Origin of the sequence: Microcoleus sp. AR_TQ3_B6, from assembly GCF_036702785.1 — a bacterium.
In the GTDB taxonomy this organism is placed as follows: Bacteria; Cyanobacteriota; Cyanobacteriia; order Cyanobacteriales; family Microcoleaceae; genus Microcoleus.
Map to the genome: position 1 here is coordinate 1 of NZ_JAUBVJ010000073.1, position 23,711 is coordinate 23,711.

Below are 23,711 nucleotides of genomic sequence, written 5' to 3' on the forward strand. Positions count from 1 at the left end.
GTAGGGAGGGGGCGATTCTTAAATTATTTAGTAAAAAAATCACAGTTTGGGAGTATTGTTGGTAATTCGATCGCACAAATGTCTGTCCTCCTCCTTGACATCGGCATTAGTTCGCAGGTAATCCCGGACGCGCGAGCACGCATAAGCCAGTTCATCGAGTTTGAGAATTCGCTCCACATCCCACAAAATCACAGTGCGATCGTCCCCAACAGAAGCAATCTGTTTACCGTCGGGAGTAAACGCCACCCCCCAAACGTTCCCTTCATGTCCGGTTAGCGTCGTTATTTCTGTACCGTCAGTTTTCCAGAGTTTGAGTGCGCCAGTTGAGCCTCCAGTCACCAGCATTTGACCGTCAGGACTGAAATCAACTGCCATCACGCCTCTAGTATTTCCCTTGAGAGTTTTGAGCAACGTGCCCTCGCTTGTCCAGAGTTTAATCGTGTCATCCCTGCTGGCAGTTGCCAAAGTGCGACCGTCTGGACTGATAGCAACTTCCCAAATCGGGCTGCGATGGCCCTTGAGAGTCTTGGAAAACTTACCGTCAAGACTCCACAACCGAGCAGTGCTGTCGCTACTGGCGGAAACCAGCCTCTTTCCGTCAGGAGTAAAGTCCACATCGTAAACCCTAGCCTGATGCCCTTGGAAGGTTTTCAACAAAGCGCCACCCTTGTTCCACAGTTTCACCGTTTTATCGTTGCTGGCAGAAGCGAATAGCCGATTATCTGGACTGATTGCGATATCCCAGACTCCTGCCCCAAGCCCTGTTATGGTTTTCAGCAACGTCCCGTCAAACTGCCAGAATTTAATCGTTTTATCTTCACCGGCAGCAGCAAGGATGGGGGCGTTCTCCGTATTGGTAACGTTAGTAGCAGCAACGAAAGCAACAGAGTAAACAGCAGCCTTGTCTCCGGCAAAAGACTTCAGCAACGTGCCGTCTCGCGCCCAAACTTTGAAGCTGCCATCGGAACTGGCTGAAGCTAGCATCTTGCCGTCCGGGCTGAAATCCACATCCCAAATCGTGCCGCGATGTCCGTGAAGAACTTTCGAGAAAGGGTTTGTCGGGTTCCAGACTCGTGCGGTATTGTCGTCGCTAGCCGAGACAACCATTGGACTGTTGGGAATAAAGGCAAGACCGCGAATTCCAGATTGATGCCCTTTGAGAGTTTTCAGAAGTGTCCCGTCCGGCTTCCAGAGGTTGATGGTTCCGTCGGCGCTGGCGGAAGCAATCACATCGCCTGCTGTGGTGACGGCAAGTTCAAACACTTCCGAACTGTGACCGCTAAGAGTTTGTAGCAGCGTTCCGTCGAGTTGCCAGATTTTGACAGTGTTGTCAGCGCTGGCAGAGACAATGGCGGGACGTTTGGTGCCGCTATTGTCTGCAAGTAAGGCGAACTCAACATCCCAAACGGCAGCGCTGTGTCCTTCCAGCGTTCTCACCAGTTCACCGTCTAAAGTCCAAACCTTGACCGTACCGTCGGCGCTGCTAGAGGCGAGGAGGTTTCCATCCGGACTAAAGGCAACACCCCAAGCCCCACCTTGATGTCCCTTCAGAGTCTTGAGTGGTTTGCCCTCGGCACTCCACAGGCGAATGGTGCTGTCTTCGCTGGCGGAGGCGATGCGCTCACCGTCAGGACTCACCGCGATCGCCCAAATAGCTGCGCTGTGTCCCTGAAAGGTTTTGAGCAGCTTGCCGAACCGACTCCACAGATAAATGCTGCCGTCCACGCTGGATGTCACGATGCGCTGGCTGTCGGGAGTAAAACCGAGGGCGTAGACGCTGCTGACCTTATGCTGGAGAGTGTGCAGCAAGGTGCCATCGGGCTGCCAAAGTTTGACCGTTTGGTCGCCGCTGCCGGTAGCGATTAGCTGACCGTCTGGACTGGCATCAACTGCCAGAACCGGGCTGGAATGCGCCGACAGGCGATTGAATTCAGCCGTTCCGTAGATAGCTTGTTGCAGCACTTGTTGAACTTGCGATCGCAACTGGGGGCTGGAATTAGCGAGACTGCAGAGCCTGCGTCTTGCTTTGATGGCGCTTACGAGGGCGTCTAACCGCTGTTGGGAGGCGAATTGTCCGGAGGAGGAGGAGGTGAGGGCTTGAACTTCGCTGATGCGGGCTTGCTGTTCGCTGGTGACGGCGCGGTGATATTGCCACAGGGCGAGAATCCCGAATGCGATCGCAACTATCAGCAACCCACTCAACGCTGCAATAAACTTGCGCTGTCGCTTTGCTGTCTTTCTTTCATAAGCTACGCGCTTGCGTTCTTCTACCAGTCGCGCTTCGACTTCTTTAACTCTTTCTGCTTCCATTGCTTGCTGCATTTCCAGCCTGTCTAATTCACCCGAAGCAGCTAAAAATTGATAGTCCAAATCGCTCAAACTTTTCCCCTGCGCCCAAGCTTGAGCGTCTTTCAAGGCTTGTCCTCGCAACAGTCGGGAATAATCTGTTTGTTTGGAAGCGATCCAAGTTTCAAAAGTTTGGGAGTAGGGACGTAGTTTTCCTAATTGTTTTTCTACCCATTCGAGGTTAAAAACTTCTGCATAAATGCGGTTTTTAACTTTGAGTAATCCTGCTTTTTTTTCGACTAATCCAGATAGCACCAGTTCGATTTGTTCGCGGCTGTCGTCGGCACCGAGCCCCCCTGCCTCCCTTAATAAGGGGGGTTCTGATTGCCCCCCCTGTTGATCGGGGGGGGTTAGGGGGGGTTCTGATTGCAAGATTTGCTGGTAAATGCCTAGCAATCTTCCGGCGCGTTGTTCGTTTCGCAAGATGCGATCGCGTATCGTTTTGAGATGCTCTGGCTCGTCTTGCGATTCCCAGTTATTGACGATGTGCGATCGCACCAAACTATCGACCCAAAATGCCTCTGTTCCCGGGGGAATATTTACAAATCCGTCCGCCGTTTCCCGGCTGGCTCTATAGGCCAAATAGCAAATTTTCTGGGTGAGGAATGGCTGTCCTGAACTCCAAGCTAATATTTGTTTGAGAACGGCAGGAGGATTACTGACTGCACTCTCTAATCCTTTAACTAATAGTTGGGCTTGGGCCAGTTCAAAACCCTGCAAATCTATAGCCTGACCGATATTAAAAGGAGTTCGCTTTTTGTCAGCTATTAAATCGCTCGGCGTCGCTACTCCAAAAATTGCAAAACTAATGCGGTTATACTCGGGATTAATCGCTCGCTGATTGTAGCAAAACCGAATCAGGGCGAAAAAATCATCCACCGCGAAATCTAAACTGAGAATGCTATCGATTTCATCGATGAATATAAAGATGCGATCTTGGGGAAATTGAACCAGTAGGATATCTTCTATAAAATGACTCAATCTTTGCAGAAACGAGACATCTTCAGAGTCGCGCCACCAGGTTTTTAAATTAACTTGTCCTAAAAGATTGAAGCCGCGCCACAGTTCCCCAATCATACCTTTATACCACTGTAAAGGAGTGATGTTTTCGCTGCCGATGCGGGTCATGTCGATCGTACTGCATTGAAAACCTTCTGCTTGCAGTCGGTGCAGGGTGCGGACCAAGAGAGAAGATTTGCCCATTTGCCGCGAGTTGAGGACGTAACAAAAATCGCCGTTTTTTAAGGCTTGGTAGATTTGGTCGTCAGCTTTTCGCTTGACATAAGTGGGTGCATCTGTATTGAGACTGCCGCCAATTTGATAGGTGATTTCGGTCATAGGTAATAGTAATATCGTTTCCGGTTGCAGGGAAATGATAAAGTCAAGGTCAATAATTCCACATTCCCCCACGGACGACGGACAAATCCCAACGGATCGTCCCGACCAGTGTAACCGGAATTGATATAAGTTTGGAGCCGGCGAATTTTTAATTATTTAGTAAAAACAATCACTGTTTTGAAGTATTGTTGGTAATTCGATCGCACAAATGTCTGTCCTCCTCGTTCACTTGAGCATTAGTTCGCAAATAATCGCGGACGCGCGAGCACGCATAAGCCAGTTCATCGAGTTTGAGAATTCGCTCCACATCCCACAAAATGACAGTGCGATCGTCCCCAACAGAAGCAATCTGTTTGCCGTCCGGACTAAACACCACCGCCCAAACATTCCCCTCATGTTGGGTTAGCGTCGTTATTTCCGTGCCGTCAATTTTCCAGAGTTTGACTGCGCCAGATGCGCCTCCGGCCACCAGCATTTGACCGTCTGGACTGAAATCAACCGCCATCATGCCTCTAGTATTTCCCTTGATGGTTTTGAGCAACGTGCCATCGATCGTCCAAAGTTTAATCGTGTCATCCATGCTCGCACTTGCCAAAGTCCGACCGTCTGGACTGACAGCCACTTCCCAAATTCCACTTTGATGACCTTTCAAAGTCTTGTTCAAGCGACCGTCCAAACTCCACAACCGAACTGTGCCATCTGCACTGACAGAAACCAGCCTGTTTCCGTCGGGGGTAAAGTCCACATCGTAAACCCTAGCCTGATGTCCTGTGAACGTTCGTAGGGGCGGTGCCCCCGTGCCCGCCCTGCCGTCTCGCTTCCACAGTTTCACGGTTTTGTCGTCGCTGGCAGAAGCGAGGAACTGACCGTCTGGACTGACGGAGACATCCCAAACGCTCGCCCCATGTCCTGTTATGGTTTTCAGCAGTGTCCCGTCGAACTGCCAGAGTTTAATCGTTTTATCTGTACCAGCAAAAGCGAGTACAGGGGAGATATCTTCTTTGGCAAAGCTAGCAGGAGAGACGAAAGCAACCGAGTAAACGGGGGCCTTGTCTCCCGCAAAAGACTTCAGCAACGTACCGTCTTTTGTCCACACTTTGAAGCTGCCATCCGAACTAGCTGAAGCTAACATCTGACTGTCCTGGCTGAAGTCCACATCCCAAATGATGCCGCTATGTCCGTACAAGACTTTCGAGAAAGGGTTTGTCGGGTTCCACAGCCGAACGGTATTGTCGTCGCTGGCGGAGACAGCGATTTGAGTGTTGGGAATAAAGATAACGCCGCGAATTCCAGATAGATGCCCTTTGAGGACTTTCAAAAGCGTCCCGTCCGGCTTCCAGAGGTTGATGGTTCCGTCGGCGCTGGCGGAAGCAATGACCTCGCCTGTATCGCTGACGGCAATTTCCAACACTTCCGAACTGTGACCCCTGAGAGTTCGTAGCAGGGTTCCGTCGAGTTGCCAGATTTTAACCGTGTTGTCAGCGCTGGCAGAGAGAATGGCGAGACGTTTTGTGCCGTCACTGTCTGCGAGTCCGGCGAACTTAACGTCCCAAACGGCAGCCGCGTGCCCTTCCAGAGTTCTCACCAGTTTGCCGTCCTTAGTCCATACCTTGACCGTACCGTCGGTGCTGCTAGAGGCGAGCAGGTTTCCATCGGAACTGAAGGCAAGACCCCAAACCCCACCTTGATGTCCGCTTAGTGTCTTGAGCAGTTTGCCATTAAAGTCCCACAGGCGAATCGTGCTGTCTTCGCTGCCAGTGGCAATGCGCGAGCCCTCCGGACTGACGGCAATGTCCCATATCGCAGCGCTGTGTCCCTGAAAGGTTTTGAGGATCTTGCCGTCTCGATCCCACAGATAAATGCTGCCGTTGAGACTGGATGTGACCAGGCGCTGGCTGTCGGGACTGAATTTGAGCCCGAAGACAGCAGCCGGGTGTTGCAGGTTGTGGATCAGCGCACCGTCCCGCTGCCACAGCTTGACTGTGCGATCGCCGCCGCCGGTGGCGATGAGTTGGGCGTCTGGGCTGACATCAAGGCCTAGAACCACGCTGGAATGCCCCGTCAGGCGATTGAATTCTGCTGTTCCGTAGATGGCCTGTTGCAGCACTTGTCGAACTTGCGATCGCAACTGGGGGTGGGAATTAGGGAGACCCTCGAGCCTGCGTCTGGCAATGATTGCAGTGACGAGGGCGTCTAATCGCTGCTGGGAGGCGAATTGCCCTGTGGAGGAGATGCTGAGGGCTTGTATTTCGCTTTTGGCGGCGCGGTAATATTGCCAGAGGGCGAAAATGGCGGATGCGATCGCAACCATCAGCAACCCACTCAACGCTGCAATAAACTTGCGCTGTCGCTGTGCTGTCTTTCTTTCATAAGCTAGGCGCTTGCGTTCTTCTACCAGTCGTGCTTCGACTTCTTTTACTCGTTCTGCTTCCAGTGCTTGCTGCATTTCCAACTTATCTAATTCACCAGAAGCCGCTAAAAATTGATAGTCCAAATCGCTCAAACTTTTACCGGGCGCCCAGGATTGAGCGTCTTTCAGCGCTTGTCCGCGCAACAGTCGCGATTCGTCTTGTTGTTTGGCAGCGATCCAAGCATCAAATAGTTGGGAGTAAGGGCGCAGTTGCCCTAATTGTTTTTCTACCCATTCGAGATTAAATACTTCTTGATAAATTCTGTTTTTTACCTGCAAATACCCATGTTTTTTTACCGCTAAACCCGATAGCAATAGTTCGACTTGTTCTCGGCTGTCATCTGTGGGGACGGGCGGGCAGGCGGGCACCGCCCCTAGGCTTTGTAAGATTTGCTGGTAAATGCCTAGCAATCTTCCGGCGCGTTGTCCGTCACGGAGGAGGCGATCGCGTATCGTTTTCAGATGCTCGGGCTCGTCTTGCGATTCCCAGTTATTGACGATGTGCGAGCGCACCAAACTATCGACCCAAAATGCCTCTGTTCCCGGAGGAATATTTACTAATCCGTCCGCCGTTTCAAGGCTGGCTCTATAGGCCAAATAGCAAATTTTCTGGGTGAGGAATGGCTGTCCTGAAGTCCAAGCTAATATTTGTTTGAGAACGGCAGGAGGATTACTGACTGCACTCTCTAATCCTTTAACTAATAGTTGGGCTTGGGCCAGTTCAAAACCAGGCAAATCTATAGCCCGACCTATATTAAAAGGAGTTCGATTTTTGTCAGCTATTAAATCGCTCGGCGTAGCTACTCCAAAAATTGCAAAGCTAAGGCGGTTATACTCGGGATTAATCGCTCGCTGATTGTAGCAAAACCGAATTAAGGCAAAAAAATCATCGACCGCGAAATCCAAACTGAGAATGCTATCGATTTCATCGATGAATATAAAGATGCGCTCTTGGGGAAATTGAACCAGCAGGATATCTTCTATAAAATGGCTCAATCTTTGCAAGAAAGAGACATCCTCTGAGTCGCGCCACCAGGTTTTAATATTAACTTGTCCTAAAAGATTGAACCCGCGCCACAACTCGGCGACCATACCTTTATACCACTGTAAAGGAGTAATATTTTCACTGCCGATGCGGGTCATGTCGATCGTGCTGCATTGAAAACCTTCTCCTTGCAGTCGGTGCAGCGTGCGGACCAAGAGAGAAGATTTGCCCATTTGTCGCGAGTTGAAGATGTAACAAAATTCGCCAGCTTTTAGGGCTTCATAAAGTTCGGAATCTGCTTGCCGCACTACGTATGTAGGCGCATCACTGGCGAGACTGCCGCCAATTTGGTATGTAACCTGGGTCATGCCGTTTGTGGGTTGATTTAAAATTGAAAGTTTAGTAAAAGAAGATGCAGTCTGAGCGTTGTTTTTGTCACCATCTCTACTAAATTATAATCCCTCGGTAAAGTTTAGGTTTCCCAAGTAATTGTTATTTAATAAAATTGACTAAGTAATAACTATAAGTTATTATATATAGCAATCCTAATGATTATACTCGTTACCAGGCTCTGCCTGGTAACGCATATCCGGAGGAAGAGCCTCCATAGTCTGGGCCGAGGCAGAGCCTCGCTTACATCGGTTAAGAGGCAGAGCCTGGAAGTTAAACCAGGCTCTGCCTGGTAACGAGTAGAATCATTTAGGATTGCTATAGCAATCCTAAATCATTGGTAAATTTCTTACTCCATCCCCTTTGTAAGGGGAGGGTGGGGGTGGGGTAAAAAAATTACGACTCCTGCAAGGATTGCTATACAATATAGCCTAATGTAAATTTATATTGACATTAAAATTAACAACAAATAAGGAGAATCAATATGCTCATTCAAGAACAGCCGATCCAGTCTAAACAAATGACCCTAGACGAGTTTCTGGACTGGTATCCAGAGGGTCAAGGTCGCTTTGAACTACATGATGGAGCCGTTATCGAAATGCAAGCAACTGGAACTCACGAACAAGTAGGGGGCTTCCTAGCCCTCAAAGTAGGTGTTCAGATTGAACGTTTGGCTTTGCCCTATTTCATTCCCCGCCAAGGAATTATTAAGGCTATTGATTCTGATAAGTCTGGCTACAGCCCTGATGTGATGGTGTTAGATTGGCAACAAATCGAAACCGAACCGATGTGGAAAAAACGCTCGACTATTACCCGAGGTGAAACTATCCGTTTAGTCATCGAAATCGTGAGTACGAATTGGCAAGATGACTACTTGATAAAGTTAGCCGAATATGAAAAATTGGCAATTCCTGAATACTGGATTGTCGATTACTTAGGGTTAGGCGGCAGAAGATATATTGGCAACCCCAAGCAACCAACTATTTCCGTCAACCAATTAGTTGACGGTGAGTATGTAGTCAATCAGTTTAGAGGTGATGATGTGGTGGGATCCCTTGCCTTCCCCGATTTAAACTTAACGGCAGAACAGATTTTTCAAGTGGGGCAATAACTAAATAAAGTTGTGCGAACCAAAATACAGGCGGTACAACTCGCAGCTTAGCGTACAGCGGTTATTATCGATATAAATCAACCCCATACTAACTAATTTAGAAGCTACTATCGGATCTAATTCCACGCCTTGCTCAGATTTTACCACTTGTTTAAGTGCCACCGCAAGTTCGGGATACTCTTGCAATGTCACCCAAAAACTCCGCAAGTAATCTTTATAAATTCCTGCTATTGTGGGAGCTTCTTCTAGTAGCTGATCTAGGGTTAAACTGTTTTGACAGAGGTGGTAAAAAGCGAGCCGCACCAGATAAGGATGTCCCCCCACCATTGCCATCAGTCGCTCGGCATCGGGCCTATCTGTCCAATCCAGTCCGTGACGCTGGGCTAAAGCAAGTATCTGCTCTTCTGTAAAATAGGGCAATTCCAGCGGCAAACCGACATTAAAAGGCGATTCAGTGAGCTTTAAAGGAATATAAATTTCTGTGGAGTGAAGAACAACTAACCGCAGTTTTGCCAAAGTTTTAATCCGCTTTGCTTCTTCATGCCAGCTTCGCAGCAGTGGCAAAAATTCTCGGGCAATTTTTGGATACTCGAAAATTCTATTTACTTCATTTAAAGCTAAGACAAGAGGAGTATTTATTTCTGCTAATACATATTGTTGCAAATAGATAGTACAGCTTACTTTGCTACCCATATCTTCATCCCAATAATCATCTAATAGAGGTGGCAATTGTAGGTAGCGGCTGATGTTGGCACAAAACCAGCGCAAGAATTTATCTAGGTTGTCTACAACAGATTCCTCGGCTTGCTGAAAATCCAAACTTACAGTTCGGCAGCCAAGAGAATTGGCGCGATCTAAAATCCTTAGCAGGAGGGAGCTTTTACCCATCTTCCTGGGAGCTTTAATCCGCAGAACACTTCCTGGTTTGCCAATCTCTTGATACGCGAGTTCTTCAATTAGCGGGTGATGTATATAAAATGGCGAACCGAGGGGTACGGGAGAGCCGGGATATTCTAAAACTGTTGCTAGGCATTGGCTGCGGGTGAATTCTTCAATTAATGCTCCTTCCTCTGCTGTTAGGGAACGCGATTCTAGAGTGGAACGAAAATTTGATTTGCTAATAGGTTTCTGCATGATTCCAGAGAGAGATTGCCATAAGCCAGAGGCGATGTTTCTGAGATAATGCTCTCCGTAATTAGAGGTATATGCGATGCTTGTATAAGTCTTTCCTTCCCAAACTTGGCGGAGGATAATTTCTTGTACTGGATGTAAATCTTTTTGCAATCGGGCACGAGTTAGCTGTACTACCTCATCTATGGTCATAAGTTGCCATTATTCTGTAAGTGTATGCTTGATATTATCACTTATGATTGACTCTAAAGCCGATCGCCTATTTGATTGTGACGCGAGCCTATAGCGATATTTCTCAGGGGATAACAGGTCAAATCCGTTCAATCTCACCGAAGCGCACCAATATCAATCAAGGATTCAGCGGTAACTGAGCGCCATCACCCAATTTCAAGAGGTGCTGGCGGGGGTCCTTAGGTAGCAGCGATTACTTTTTCTCGATCGTCAACAAAAATGTCATGCAGGTGTCACAGTTGGTCGTGAACCCACAATTAAATATGTGACAATTGACCTTGCGAAAGCTGAGTAGATGGATGTTATTTTAATTAAATCTAGTTTAATATGTCTGCATCTACTCCTCGCAAGTGTTAAGTATAAAATCCTAATTCTTCTTTTTGTGCCAGCAGGTTTTTTAATTTTCCTGTAAGCCCTGTTAAAAAGATTAGCAAATAATCGAGTTGATGTGATGCAAATGGTACATAAAATCTTTCCTAATTATTTTATTCCTCACGGCCATTGCTATTTGTGGAAGCCTGGGTTAGTGGGGCTGCACATTTTGTCCGATGGTTTGATAGCCGTGGCTTATTTTTTGATACCGATCACGCTGATTTATATTGTCAATAAGCGGAAAGACGTGCCTTTTGACTGGGTTTTCATGCTGTTTGGCTCTTTTATTGTCTGCTGCGGCATTACCCATCTTATGGAAATATGGACGCTGTGGCATCCTAATTATTGGTTCTCTGGCTTTCTCAAAGGGATTACGGCGCTGATTTCGCTATGTACAGCAGCAGTGCTGGTGGAACTAATCCCAAAAATCTTGGCTATCCCCAGTCCCGATCAACTGGCGGCGGCAAATTTGGCTTTACAAATTGAGATTGGCGATCGCCAGCAAGCTGAGGAAGCACTCTCCCAATTAATGCTGGAATTGGAAAAACGGGTTATGGAGAGGACGCTGGCTTTAGAAGTTGCTAATGAACTTTTGCAACAGGAAAATCGCGATCGCTACTTGGCTGAAAATTCATTGCGGCGATCGGAAGCTAAACTGCTAGAACAAACTCAGCAGCTAGAGAACACTGTGCAACAACTTAAAGGCACCCAAGCTCAACTCGTACACAATGAAAAAATGTCGTCTTTGGGCCAAATGGTAGCTGGCGTTGCTCACGAAATCAATAACCCTGTTAACTTCATTTATGGCAATCTGGTTCCGGCTGAGGAATACATTAAAGACCTTTTGGAATTGATTAAGGTTTATCAAGTTTATTACCCCACTCCTGCCCCGGAAATTGCAGACAAGATTCGCAGCATCGATCTCGATTTTATTTTAGAAGACGTGCAAAAACTTTTTGGTTCTATCAAGAGTGGAGCAGAGCGGATTAGCCATATTGTTAAATCTTTACGCACCTTCTCTCGCCTAGACGAAGCCGATATGAAAAAGGTAAATATCCATGAAGGTATCGACAGCACTTTAATGATTTTGCAGCACCGCTTGAAAGAACAAGCAAAACGTCCGCCTATCCAAGTTATTAAAGAGTATGGAGATTTGCCCGAGTTGGAATGCTACGCTGGACAGCTTAACCAAGTATTTATGAATATTTGTTCTAATGCTATTGATGCTTTAGAACAGATGGCGCAGCAGGGAGATTCGACCAAAGGCTATTGGCAAAAAAGATTCCCTGACCACTTACTATATACCCATTGCCCACTGCTAACAATTCGCATCCGCACGCTTTTAGTTGATGGCAAGTGGGTGCAGATTCGCATTGCTGATAATGGCAATGGCATAGATTCTGACGCAATCGCTAAAATTTACGATCCCTTTTATACGACCAAACCTATCGGTTCTGGGACGGGCCTGGGTTTGGCGATTGCTTATCAAATTATTCAAACCCATGAAGGTTATTTGCAGTGCAATTCAGAGCTGGGGAGAGGAACTGAGTTTATCATTGAAATTCCTTGTCGAGCGCCCCTGTGCAATCGCAATGTTGCCAACAAGCAAGCTGTGATGAACACTTCTTGTTGAGGCGGTAATAACTAATTTCTAATTCGGCGATAATGTTCGGTTTTTTTTACTTTTTTGCCTAACTTAGGCATCATCAAATTTATATTGTATGCCAACAGGAAAATATTATGTGGGAATTCGTCAAAAATATCTTTTCTCCAACTCAGTATATGCCGCACGGTCACTGCTATCTGTGGCAAACGCCTTTGGTGTGGCTGCACGTCACCAGCGACTTTTTAATCGCGATCGCCTACTATTCAATTCCGGCGATGCTGATTTATTTTGTTTTTAAGCGGCGCGATGTTCCTTTCTTAGGAATATTTGCTTTATTTGGTGCATTTATTATTCTTTGCGGCACGGGTCACTTGTTAGAAATTTGGACGCTGTGGCATTCCGCTTATTGGCTGTCGGGAATTGAAAAAGCAATTACTGCACTGGTTTCTTGTTACACTGCGGGAGCGATGGTAACGCTATTGCCCCAGTTTTTATCATTAAAAGCTCCCCAAGAAGTAGAAGCAGTTAATCTTAAGTTGCAGCGTGAAATCGGCGTGCGTGAAGATGCCGAATCAGCTTTACGCTGTGCTTATGAAGATTTAGAAATTAAAGTGCGAGAGCGCAATGCCCAGTTGATAGAAACCAACACTTGCTTAGAAAGGGAAGCTCGCGAGCGCCAGCAAGCCGAGTTAAAATTGCGAGCAGTCACCGAACGCTTCCAATATTTACTGGCGACGACTCCTGCAGTAATTTTTAGCTGCAAATTAGGCGGAAACCATGAGGTAACTTTTGTCAGCGAAAACATTGTTTCAATGATTGGTTACGAAGCGCAAGAATTTATGGATGGTTCCCTTGATTGGCATAGCCTCATTCACCCCAAAGATCGAGAAATTGTAGATACTGCATACGCTCAGATATTGGAAAAAGAATCGATTTCCTACGAATACCGCGAACTGCACAAAGACGGTAGTTATCGCTGGATATACGATGAGGTTAAGTTGGTCAAAGATGCTGCTGGGATACCTGTAGAGTGCGTTGGTTATGGAGTAGATATTACTGCTCGCAAACAGGCGGAACGAGCCTTGCAGCAACAACTAAAAAGGGAGCGGCTAGTGAATTCCATTCAAGAGCGGATTCGTTCCTCTCTTAACCTAGAAGAAGTGATGACAATGGCTGTGGAAGAAGTGCGGCAGTTTTTGTCAACAGACAGGACTGTTATTTACCGCTTTAACCCAGATTGGAGTGGATTTATCGCCGTTGAGTCGGTAGCAGCCGATACCATGCCGATTTTGGGAATTGACATTAACGATTCTTGCTTTCGAGAAGGCTACGTTTCTTTTTACCAGCAGGGACATCTTCGCGCCATCGACAATATTTATACGGCAGGTATTTCAGAGTGCCACATTAATTTACTGAGGCAGTTTGAAATTAAAGCTAACCTCGTGGTTCCCCTTTTGCAAGGTGAAAATTTGTGGGGGCTACTCATTGCTCATCACTGCCGCAGTCCAAGGTATTGGGAGTCTTCTGAGATAGAATCTCTCAAGCAAATTTCCGTGCAGCTAGCAATTGCCATCCAGCAATCCACTCTTTTTGAACAAGCCAAAACTGAAATTCTCGAACGCAAATTGGCAGAAACAGCCTTACAAAAAGCTGTCGTAGCTGCTGATAAAGCTAACCGCGCCAAGAGCGAATTCCTTTCTTCTATGAGCCACGAATTGCGTACTCCCCTGAATGCCATTCTGGGATTTAGTGAGGTGATGGTGCGCGATTCATCTCTAAACAATCAACACCGACAGCACCTAGAAATTATTAATCGCGCCAGCGAACACTTGCTTTCTCTAATTAATGACATTTTGGAAATGTCCAAAATTGAATCCGGCCGAACTCAGCTTAATGAAAGCAGTTTTAATTTAATCAAACTGCTAGAAACTTTAGAAGAGATGTTCCGATTGAAAGCTGTATCTAAGAAATTGCAGCTAAAATTTGAAGTGGCTGAGGGCGTACCGCACTTTGTTAATGGAGATGAATGTAAATTGCGCCAAATTTTGATTAATTTATTAGGAAATGCTATCAAATTTACAGAGACGGGTAGCGTTACCTTGCAAGTGAAAATGAAGGTAGAAGAAAGCTGGGCGGTTGAAACCGCAGAGTTTGCGGACATACAAACAAAACCCGCCGACGCGGGTTCTAATCATTCCGAAAGCTTGGCGGTGGAAACCGCAGAGTTTACGGGCCTACAAACAAAACCCGCCGATGCGGGTTCTGAACAGTGCGCCCATGGGGACTTTTATGGGGTAGATGCGGATTCTATTCGCCCGGTATTTTTACAAAAGTCGGAATTTTTACGCCTTCAGTTTGAAATTGAAGATACTGGTCCTGGCATTGCGGCAGAAGAAATGAATAAATTATTTGAACCGTTCGAGCAAACAAAAACAGGTCATAAATCTCACCAGGGGACTGGATTAGGTTTACCAATTAGCCGCAAATTTGTACAAATGATGGGAGGAGACATTACTGTCAGCAGTACGCCTGATTTAGGAAGTAAGTTTGCATTTGATATTCAAATCAGGTTGGCCGATCCTACCGATGTTAAAATGCTTAAACCGCAGAAAAAAGTAATTGGTTTAGCACCGGATCAACCAGAATACCGGATTTTGGTGGTTGACGATTGCGCAGATAACCGCCTAGTCTTAGTAAGATTATTGTCGTCCATAGGCTTGCTTGTCCGAGAAGCTGAAAATGGTCAAGAAGCTGTTGCTGTATGGGAGGATTGGCAGCCGCAACTGATCTGGATGGATATGCGGATGCCGGTGATGGATGGCTACGAAGCCACAAAACAAATTAAAGCTCATCCTCTCGGGAAAACAACCGTGATTATTGCTCTGACTGCTAGCGCTTTTGAAAACGAACGAAAATGTATTTTAGCAGCAGGCTGTGATGATTTTATACCTAAACCCTTCGAGGCAAAAATATTATTTGCTAAAATGGAAGAGTTTTTAGGAATCCGCTACGTTTACGACGAACCATTTGATACAGATGATACAAAACTAGAAAAGGAAAGCGAAATTAGCGGAGTTTCCAGCAATCAATCTGTAGAAGCACTGCTCGGTCAAATGCCTCGGGAATGGGTGGAGAAGATATATAATGCTGCTCAGCAATGTTGCGACGATAAAATTATTGAGTTGATTGAGGAAATGCCTAGAGAATTCGCTCCTGCTTCACAAAATTTAACTACTTTAGCGCAGAATTTCCTATTTGACGATATTATAGAGCTAGCAAAATCGGCAGTTACGGCAGGTCACTGTTAATATCTTGTATCTATAAAAAATACCGTGCTCCCATGAACAGCAATCAATCTGCTACACTTCCCGCCAGCATTCTAATAGTTGATGATACCCCAGATAACGTGCGGCTTTTATCTACAATTTTGACCGCACAAGGGTATCAGGTTCGTAAAGCGCTGAATGGGCAAAGGGCGATCGCTACAGTGCAGGAGTTTCCGCCGAATCTAATTCTGCTGGACGTGATGATGCCTGAGATGAATGGATATGAGGTTTGTGCACAGTTGAAAGCTTCACCAAAAACCAGTTCTATTCCAATCATTTTTTTAAGCGCCTTAGATGACGTTTTAGATAAGGTGAAAGCCTTTGATGTGGGAGCAGTTGATTATATTACGAAACCTTTTCAAAATAAAGAAGTATTGGCACGAGTGGCAAATCAGTTAACAATTCAAAGTCAGCAAAAGCTACTTCAAGAGCAAACGCAGCAATTAGAAGAATTTGTCGAACGTTTGCAAAACGAAATTAAAGAGCGGCAGGAGGTGGAGCTAGCTTTACGGGTTGCTCAACAAGAATCCGATCGTTTATTGCTAAATATTTTACCGTCGGCGATTGTTGAAAATTTGAAAAAAGGCGAGGGTGCAGCAGCCGAGAGATTTGAGTCAGCAACAGTCCTATTTGCCGATATTGTTGGTTTTACGTCTCTTGCTGCCAGAATTTCAGCTATGGAAGTGGTAAATTTCCTCAACCAGATTTTTTCAAAGTTTGACGAACTAACTGAAAAACACGATTTGGAGAAAATTAAAACAAGTGGGGATGCTTATATCGTAGCAGCGGGGGTGCCGGTGCCGAGGGCAGATCATGCAGAAGCGATCGCGAATATGGCCTTGGATATGCAGGAAGCGATCGCTGATTTTAAAACTGAAACGGGCGAACCCTTCCAAATTCGGATTGGCATTAATACAGGCCCAGTAGTTGCTGGCGTCATTGGCACTAAAAAATTCATCTATGACTTGTGGGGAGATACTGTTAATGTTGCTTCTCGGATGGAATCTCAAGGATTACCGGGGTATATTCAAGTTACTACTGCTATTTACGAGCTGTTAAAAGATCGGTATGTATTTGAGGAAAGAGGCGCGATCGCGGTTAAAGGTAAAGGAGATACGATCGCCTATTGGCTAAAGGCTAAAAAAGATGATGCGGCGGTTGCAACCTATTCTTGTCACAGGAAGTCCACTCCTAGCGAAGTAAGAGAGTACCCAGAGGCCCGAGTTCTTTAAGAAGTCGGGCATCTAACGCAGCAGCTAGCGATCGACCTCGCACTAATCCTTAAAAAATGAAAATAATTTGCAGTTTCCAATTGGTATTTTCCCCGAGGATCTCAATGCGATCGATAAACTCTCGAAAATAGAACCTGCGTTCCGATTCCGACAAGTCCAGCCAAAATTGGGGAAGAGAAACAGTTTGAGCTATTTCTCGCAAATTCACTGGCGGCAGTTGGGCTAATTTGCTTTGCAGTTGGGCAATTTCCGTGCGGATTTTGTAGGCTCTAAACTCTGCCGTTTCTGTGTCTAAAATGCCGCTTTCAATCAGGGCGGGAAGTTGCTCTAGGATTTCTTGTTTCGATGCGATCGCTTGTTCAGTTCCTGCTTTGATTCCGTTGAGATCCGGCATTTGCAGCGCGGCGACAGCAGCGGGCAAATCCCGACAGATTCCTTCAATGGTTGATTGCAATATTTCTTGGTAGGAAAAGCCACTGCATTTAGGCTGAAACTGACAGTTAATCGGCCGCAAATAAAGGTATTCTCTATCTTTGCGGTAGGAGGTGACTTTGGCAACTGTCATGGGCGATTTGCATTCGGCACAAATGGCTAAACCTGCGAGGGAACGCGGGGCGCTGGCACTGCGGGGAGAAAGGCGGCGGTTGCGGCGCAGCAATCTGTCTATTTGCGCGGCTTCTTCTCGGGAAATAATCGGGACGTGGGTATTAGAAATTACTTGGCCGTTTTGATATTCCAAATCGCCTCGGTAGGCGGGATTTGTCAGCCAGCGGCGGCCTGTGCTGACGGAGATTTTTTTGCTGTATTTCTTGGCTAAATACCGCACGGAACCGCGCAGGGAACCGTAGATTAGAAAGTGTTCAAAAAAGTCTTTGACGGCGGCGGCGGCCGATCGATCGATCGTGTAGCGCTCTTTGCCGCGCCGATAGCCGTAGGGAGCCTTACCCGGTGGAATCCGGGATTTGATGCGGTTGCGGGCGTGTCCTTTGCGAATGCTGCGGCTGTGTTGGCTGCGCTGGAGTTCTGCGAGGATTTGCAGCAAGTTTTTGCGGTTTCGGGGCTCTGTTTCTGTTTGTACGATGATTTCGACGCCGAGGTTTTCGAGTTGGGCCAGGTGCGAACACACTTGCTGTAATGTGTCGCCGAGTTCTTCAAAGCGCTGAATTAACAGGTATTTGACTGGTTCTGTTTGGCAGTCTTTGAGGAGTTGTTGCAGTTGTTGCCGCCCTCCTATGTCTTGATATATTCGATCGACCTCTTGGCCCCAAATTTCCGGTGCTGGTGCTGCTTCTAGTAGCGGTTCGGTGTAAGAATAGGCGATGATTTTCATCTGTTACTCGCTGAGTTCGATGATGTTGCCGTCGGGATCTTGGGTAAATAATGCCGCTCGACCTGACGCGCTCATTTGGAACGGGCAATTGTGAGCCATTAATTGTTGTTTGGCTGCCTCTAAGTTGGCAACTGAAAATGCTAGATGTCGGTTGCGTCCTAATTTTTCATGGTCTACGGCATCTGGTATAATTGTTGCAGCTACAATTAGGTGGATCTGGAAGTTGCCGATTTGATACCAGCTACCGGGAAATTTTAATTTTCTATCTATTTTTGACAGTCCTAATATGCTGCTGTAAAATTGTTCTGATTTTTCGATGTTGGAAACGAGTATGGCGCTGTGGAGGGCTTGAGTAATTTGCATTTTTTTGGGTGGGGTTGGTTTTTTTTACCGCTGATGTAGGCAGATGAGCGCTGATTAACGCAGATTAGTTGATGTTTTTGGGGGTTTTAATATGATAACATTTTCCCTGGCTCTTAACATATCCAAAGATGTAAATAGGTCAGGGGAAAAAACCATAATTGAAAATCGGGAATTGTAGAGGCGCTTTTAGTGAGAGTCTATGGTAGCACCTAGTTTACTACTGCAAAACCCGCTCTCTCCCCATGTTATATTTATTTGTACTCGGTTACTTATAAATTATGAAAGGCTAAGAAGTATTGTTGGCTGGTTCGACGGGCTGAGTTTGACAAGCGAATTTCAAAGGTGGTACCCGCCACGTGATTTATCCGTGGAATCAATCCCTTTTCGAAAATCGAAAATCCTCAAGCCCCGGCATTTATCCGTGGGGTCAATCTAAAATCTAAAATCTAAAATCTAAAATCGATTGACTGTGGGTTGGCGTGGGGGCGAAGAGCAGGTTGGACAATTGGTGGCTTGCTGTGCTGCTAAAGCTGGAGTGGTGGCGCTCACAAAGGCGATCGCAAATAAAACAAAAGGTACTAATATCTCGGCTAATACAGTCCTCTCCAGTGCGATCTATCCTCCGACAAATCGCTCGGCCATGGGTTCGGAAAATGCTCACCAATGGGTGAAATCTCAATCTCTAGCTCAAGTAATTTGCTTTCTTGGTTCGGAAGCTGCCAAAGATGTTCGCGGCGCCGCTATGGGGGTTTACGGCAGCATTTGAAAAGTTAATCAACCTATTGTAAACTGCCCGGTGGGAGTGTTTTTAACAATGGTTTCTCAAAAAGGTGCGATCGCGTCTGGATCGGGCAAATTGCGTCTGAGCAATGTCTTGGTGGTTCCCTTTGTACTCCAAATTTTGGCTGCAGTTGGCTGCGTGGGATATCTGTCTTACAGAAACGGAGAGCAGATAGTCAACGATATTGTTAGTCAGTTGCGGCACGAAGTGAGTGCGAGAGTTTACGAACGTGTCCAAACCTATCTGGAAGCTCCGCCACTGGTGAATCAGATCAATCAGGATGCTTTACCTTTGGGGGTGTTGAACTTTGACGATTTGGAGCAAGCTCGACCCTATTTTTGGAAACAAGTTCTGCAATTTAAATCGATCGGCTACGCGGGAATTGCCAATGAAAAAGGTCAGTACCTGCGTGTGGGTTGGGTAAATCGGCTGGTTGGACTTGAACAACCTCAGCTTGCCCAGCAACTGATTCCGGGGGGTGGCGACTTGATATTTTACAACCTTGACTCTAAGGGAAACCCAACAACAATCGACAAAAACACGCCCAATTATGACGTTCGCACGCGCCCTTTTTACAGCGTTGCTGTTGAGAAGAAACAGGCAGCTTGGAGTGAAGTTTATATTAATTTTGGCTACGGTACGCTGCAAATTAATGCGAGTCTACCCTATTACGATGCCGCAGGGAAACTAATTGGCGTGCTGACTTGCCAGATGGGACTAGATCAAATTCGCCACTTCCTGCAAACCTTAAGCGTGGGTAATTCTGGTCAAGTATTTATCATTGAACCCCACGGTGAGTTAATAGCCACTTCGGTTAAAGAACAGCCTCTTTCGGTAGGAACTGGCAAAGATACAAAACGGATCAAAGCACAGGAAAGCAGCAACCCGCTGATGCGTCAAAGTGTGGTTTATCTGCTCGAACGCTTCCAGCATTTGGAAAACATCGATCAAACTGTTCAACTTGACTTTAAGCTGAACGGTGAGCGGCAATTTATTCAAGTTTCTCCGCTAACTGACAAATACGGTCTCAATTGGCTGATTGTAGTTGTAGTTCCTGAAGCCGACTTTATGGGGCAAATTTATGCTAACACTCGCCAGACCATTTTGCTGTGTATTGTGGCTCTAATTGTCTCTGTTGGAGTGGGTATTCTCACTGCTAGCTGGATTACTCGCCCCCTGAACCAAATTGCTCGAGCTTCAGAATATCTAGCAGGTGGTGTTCTCAACCAGAACGTTGATTCCAGTCGGATTTTTGAAATTAAAACTTTAACAAGTTCCTTTAACAGCATGGCGATACAACTGCAAGAATCCTTTGAAACTCTAGAAGATAAAGTCAAAGAACGCACCTCTGAACTCGCCACAGCCACTCAACAAATTGCCGATCTCAACCAGCGCCTGAAAGCGGAAAACCTCCGCATGAGTTCCGAACTCGATATCCTCAAACAAATGCAGCAGTTAATTCTGCCCAAACCTGCGGAATTAGCAGCAATTGAAGATTTAGAAATTGCCGGATTTATGGAACCAGCCTCGGAATTAGGTGGTGATTACTACGACGTACTTTGTACTAACGGGGTTGTCACGATTTGCATCGGCGATGTCACCGGACATGGCTTAGAAAGCGGTATTTTAATGGTGATGACTCAAGCTGCTGTCCGCACTCTTCAGGAAATGCCCGAATCCGACCCGGTGCGCTTTTTAGATACTCTCAACCGCACTATTTATAAAAATCTCCAGCGCATGAACTCCGAAAAAAATCTGACGCTAGCTCTGCTCAACTACGCCGATCGCACAATTAGTATCAGCGGTCAACACGAGCAAACTATTGTGGTCAGAAAAGGCGGTCAAATCGAGCAGATAGACACAATAGATTTAGGATTGCCGCTCGGCTTAGATGAGGATATTTCAGAGTGGATCGGTCATGTTTTAGTAGACTTAGAGCCGGGGGACGGGGTGGTGCTGTACACCGACGGCATCACGGAAGCCAGAAACACCAGCAAACAATTCTACGGGATCGAAAGACTCTGTGAAGTGGTTTCTCAAAACTGGCATTTGAGCACCGAACAAATCAAGCAAGCCACCATCGAGGATTTGCGAGAATTTATTGGAGAAGAAAAGGTATTTGATGACATTACTTTGCTAGTTTTGAAGCAAAAGGGCAATATTGTGTATAATTTGTGATTGACTCTCATCAACCCGGTTTCTCATATCGCTCTTTGATTTAGTGCCGAAGCATCGAAGCCGAAGAAGCAGAAGAAGCAGAAACCGGATTTCTCGATCGGCCCGTGTAAGCTGTAGTAATTTACAGCGAGCGAATGAAACAATTTTGTGCTCCCAGATTCGGGAGGAGAAATTATGAAACCCCAAATAAATGTAGCAGAATTTACATTTCCCGAAAAATTCACTACGCAGCTACAGGACTTGATGCAAAAACTTGAGGAAGTCGAAGAGGAAAAAAATATCTATGAAACTTTAGTAGAAATTATCACGCAACACTCTACGGATCTTGAAAACCAGATGCGTGATAAAAATCGAGAGATGCAGACTTACATTCAGCAGGTCAAAAAGGTGATAGATGCAGCTATTGCTGTGAAAAATAACAGCTTTGAACCCCAGATATTGTCAGATGTGGCAGCGCGTAGTGATGCACTGGGAGAACTGGCACAGGTATTCTCGCATATGGTGGAAACCGTGAAAGCGCGGGAACAGGAATTAGAGAAACTTTTGCAGGGCTATGGGCGTTTTATTCCGGATGAATATCTGCAATTTCTCGGCAAGCAGAGCATAGTTGATTTCCAGCTTGGAGATCACGTGAGCAAAGAGATGGCAATCATGTTTTCCGATATGCGTTCGTTCACCACGATGGCGGAGCAAATGACTCCTCAAGAAAACTTTGACTTCATCAATACCTATTTACAGCGAATTAGTCCCGAAATTCGCAATCACAACGGTTTTATTGTCAAGTATATAGGAGATGGAGTGATGGCAGTTTTTCCCGAGGGCGTTGATGATGCTATTCAGGCAGGAATTGTGATGCTGGAACAGTTGCAAGAATACAATCAAAGCCGTCAAATAAATGGGTACATACCGCTGAATATTGGCATTGGTATCCATGTCGGTGATACAATGGTGGGGATTATTGGAGACGCGAACCGGATGCAAGCCGATGCGCTATCCGATCATGTCAACCTCACGGCGCGTCTGGAAAGTTTAACTAAGTATTATGGCGTATCTTTATTAATTTCAGGAGATGTGGTACAACGTTTGAGTCAACCAGAAAAGTATCATATTCGATTTTTGGATCGGGCTATTGTCAAAGGTAGACAAGAAGCGATTACTGTTTGCGAGGTGTTAGATGTTGAACGAGAACCAGTGCGATCGCTCAAAATTCAAACTCTGCCTATTTTTGAGGAAGGACTCGAACAATATTGTCAGGGAAATTTTGCTAATGCCAAAGTTTGTTTTGAACAAATAGTGGCAATAAGTCCCGCCGATGAACCAAGCAAACTTTACCTAGAACGCATCCAAGCACTTTTAGAAAATAGTATTCCCGCTAACTGGAATGGCGTGTGGAAATTTACCCAGAAGTGATATCAATTTCGGTTACACCGTTCGGGATGGTCCGTAGGTCCGTGGGGTAAGGGGGAATGATTGACCTTGGCTTTATCATTCCTATCCAACCGGAAACGATATGACATACAAATTAATTGGGAGTATAAAAAAAATGACATCTGGAAGCTTACAAACTGTGACAGAAATCTGTGGAGAATTCATTGACCAATTTCCTCCTGAACACGACTCCCTAGAACTTACTTTTACGCCGAGCTCTCGTCCCATCAAGCAACGCTGGCGCAACAACAGGCTTTCGGCTCATTTTGTAGCCGATTATTTGTCCAGCTTTCTACCCATCGACGCCGAGGATGCTAGCAGCAAGAAACGGATTAAACAAAGCAAGGGAGTTGTGAGCTATGTCGCCAACGAACTGTTAGAAAATGCGATAAAATTTAATAAGGATGATACGAATTACAAAGTCAAATTTGGCATACACTTTATTTGTGGAACAGAGGTGACGGCGGTAATTTTTGCCAGTAATACTGTCAATTCAGAAGGGGCGAATAAGTTTAAGGAGTTTATTAAAGAACTTCAGGCTTCCGATCCCAATGAATTTTATTTGCAGCAGATTGAAAAGAATGCTGAATCTGAAAGCGACAGCTCGGGATTGGGATTGCTGACTATGATTAATGACTATTCAGCTAAGATAGGCTGGAAATTCGAGCCAAGGGCAGAAAGTGATACGATCGCTGTTACGACTGTGGTTCAAATTAAGGTCTAGTTTCAACCATTTCAATATTTACTCTATGAGTGCGATCGCAGTATTTTATTCAGGTAACTAAAGAATAATGGGTATTCAAGAAATTAAAGGTAAAGATTACAGCATTCAGTACGATCTAGAATCAGTCACAGTCTGTTTCCAAGGCGAACTCAGCCTGGGCGGGCCAGCAGAGTATGCACCAATAGCCGAATTGTTAGATGAGGTCGCAAATGCCGCACCGCCTACTATTACCTTGAACCTAAAAAACTTGAAATTTGTTAACAGTTCTGGTATCAGTATGCTGTCTAAGTTTGTCATTAGCGTCCGGAAAAAGAAAACGATTCAACTTTTGGTATTGGGTTCAAATGATGTTCTTTGGCAACAGAAATCTCTCAAAAATTTAGAAAAGCTGTTGCCCACTTTGAAGCTAGAATTAGCATAGGATATATG

General features: G+C 45.9%; 14 protein-coding genes. 9 read left to right on the forward strand and 5 right to left on the reverse strand.

Translation table 11 applies throughout. The features are described 5' to 3' along the window. Positions 1-39: 39 nt before the first annotated feature. The gene (locus QUB56_RS27085; RefSeq protein WP_332959364.1) at positions 40-3,684 is read right to left on the reverse strand and encodes an AAA-like domain-containing protein; all 3,645 of its coding nucleotides are present in this window, start codon (positions 3,682-3,684) and stop codon (positions 40-42) included. A 169-nt stretch (positions 3,685-3,853) separates the two neighbouring features. After that, a complete protein-coding gene (locus QUB56_RS27090) occupies positions 3,854-7,447 on the reverse strand; it encodes an AAA-like domain-containing protein (protein ID WP_332959366.1) in 3,594 nt (1,197 codons plus the stop codon). A gap of 506 nt (positions 7,448-7,953) precedes the next feature. On the opposite strand from QUB56_RS27090, the gene QUB56_RS27095 reads away from it, so the two are divergent. Beyond that, a complete protein-coding gene (locus tag QUB56_RS27095; protein ID WP_332959367.1) occupies positions 7,954-8,580 on the forward strand; it encodes a Uma2 family endonuclease in 627 nt (208 codons plus the stop codon). Here the strand turns inward: QUB56_RS27095 and QUB56_RS27100 are convergent, their stop codons facing one another. Then, on the reverse strand, positions 8,581-9,903 hold the full coding sequence (locus QUB56_RS27100) for an AAA-like domain-containing protein (protein WP_332959368.1): 1,323 nt from the start codon (positions 9,901-9,903) through the stop codon (positions 8,581-8,583). It lies immediately after the preceding gene. A 490-nt stretch (positions 9,904-10,393) separates the two neighbouring features. On the opposite strand from QUB56_RS27100, the gene QUB56_RS27105 reads away from it, so the two are divergent. The 3 genes from QUB56_RS27105 to QUB56_RS27115 all read left to right on the forward strand — a co-directional run bounded on the left by QUB56_RS27105 (position 10,394) and on the right by QUB56_RS27115 (position 16,478). After that, positions 10,394-11,947, forward strand: a complete 1,554-nt coding sequence (locus tag QUB56_RS27105; RefSeq protein ID WP_332959369.1) for an ATP-binding protein — start codon at positions 10,394-10,396, stop codon at positions 11,945-11,947. A gap of 107 nt (positions 11,948-12,054) precedes the next feature. After that, complete coding sequence (locus QUB56_RS27110; protein WP_332959370.1) at positions 12,055-15,228, forward strand: ATP-binding protein; 3,174 nt, start codon at positions 12,055-12,057, stop codon at positions 15,226-15,228. A 32-nt stretch (positions 15,229-15,260) separates the two neighbouring features. Next, a complete protein-coding gene (locus QUB56_RS27115; protein WP_332959371.1) occupies positions 15,261-16,478 on the forward strand; it encodes an adenylate/guanylate cyclase domain-containing protein in 1,218 nt (405 codons plus the stop codon). 49 nt (positions 16,479-16,527) lie between these two features. On the opposite strand, the gene QUB56_RS27120 is transcribed toward QUB56_RS27115, so the two are convergent. After that, positions 16,528-17,808, reverse strand: a complete 1,281-nt coding sequence (locus QUB56_RS27120) for a recombinase family protein (protein WP_332959372.1) — start codon at positions 17,806-17,808, stop codon at positions 16,528-16,530. A gap of 3 nt (positions 17,809-17,811) precedes the next feature. Next, a complete protein-coding gene (locus QUB56_RS27125; RefSeq protein WP_332959374.1) occupies positions 17,812-18,171 on the reverse strand; it encodes a VOC family protein in 360 nt (119 codons plus the stop codon). Between the two features lie 469 nt (positions 18,172-18,640). Here QUB56_RS27125 and QUB56_RS27130 point away from each other — a divergent pair, with 469 nt between their 5' ends. From QUB56_RS27130 to QUB56_RS27150, 5 genes are all read left to right on the forward strand, one after another. Further along, complete coding sequence (locus QUB56_RS27130; protein ID WP_332959402.1) at positions 18,641-18,937, forward strand: SDR family oxidoreductase; 297 nt, start codon at positions 18,641-18,643, stop codon at positions 18,935-18,937. A 48-nt stretch (positions 18,938-18,985) separates the two neighbouring features. Then, positions 18,986-21,130, forward strand: a complete 2,145-nt coding sequence (locus tag QUB56_RS27135; RefSeq protein ID WP_332959375.1) for a SpoIIE family protein phosphatase — start codon at positions 18,986-18,988, stop codon at positions 21,128-21,130. A 174-nt stretch (positions 21,131-21,304) separates the two neighbouring features. Then, positions 21,305-22,540, forward strand: coding sequence for an adenylate/guanylate cyclase domain-containing protein (locus QUB56_RS27140; protein ID WP_332959376.1), 1,236 nt, complete (start codon positions 21,305-21,307; stop codon positions 22,538-22,540). Positions 22,541-22,673: 133 nt separating this feature from the next. Then, positions 22,674-23,282 carry a DUF6272 family protein gene (locus tag QUB56_RS27145; RefSeq protein WP_332959377.1) on the forward strand — a complete coding sequence of 203 codons (609 nt, stop codon included), beginning with the start codon at positions 22,674-22,676 and terminating at the stop codon, positions 23,280-23,282. Positions 23,283-23,349: 67 nt separating this feature from the next. Beyond that, complete coding sequence (locus tag QUB56_RS27150; protein WP_332959378.1) at positions 23,350-23,703, forward strand: slr1659 superfamily regulator; 354 nt, start codon at positions 23,350-23,352, stop codon at positions 23,701-23,703. Positions 23,704-23,711: the final 8 nt, after the last annotated feature.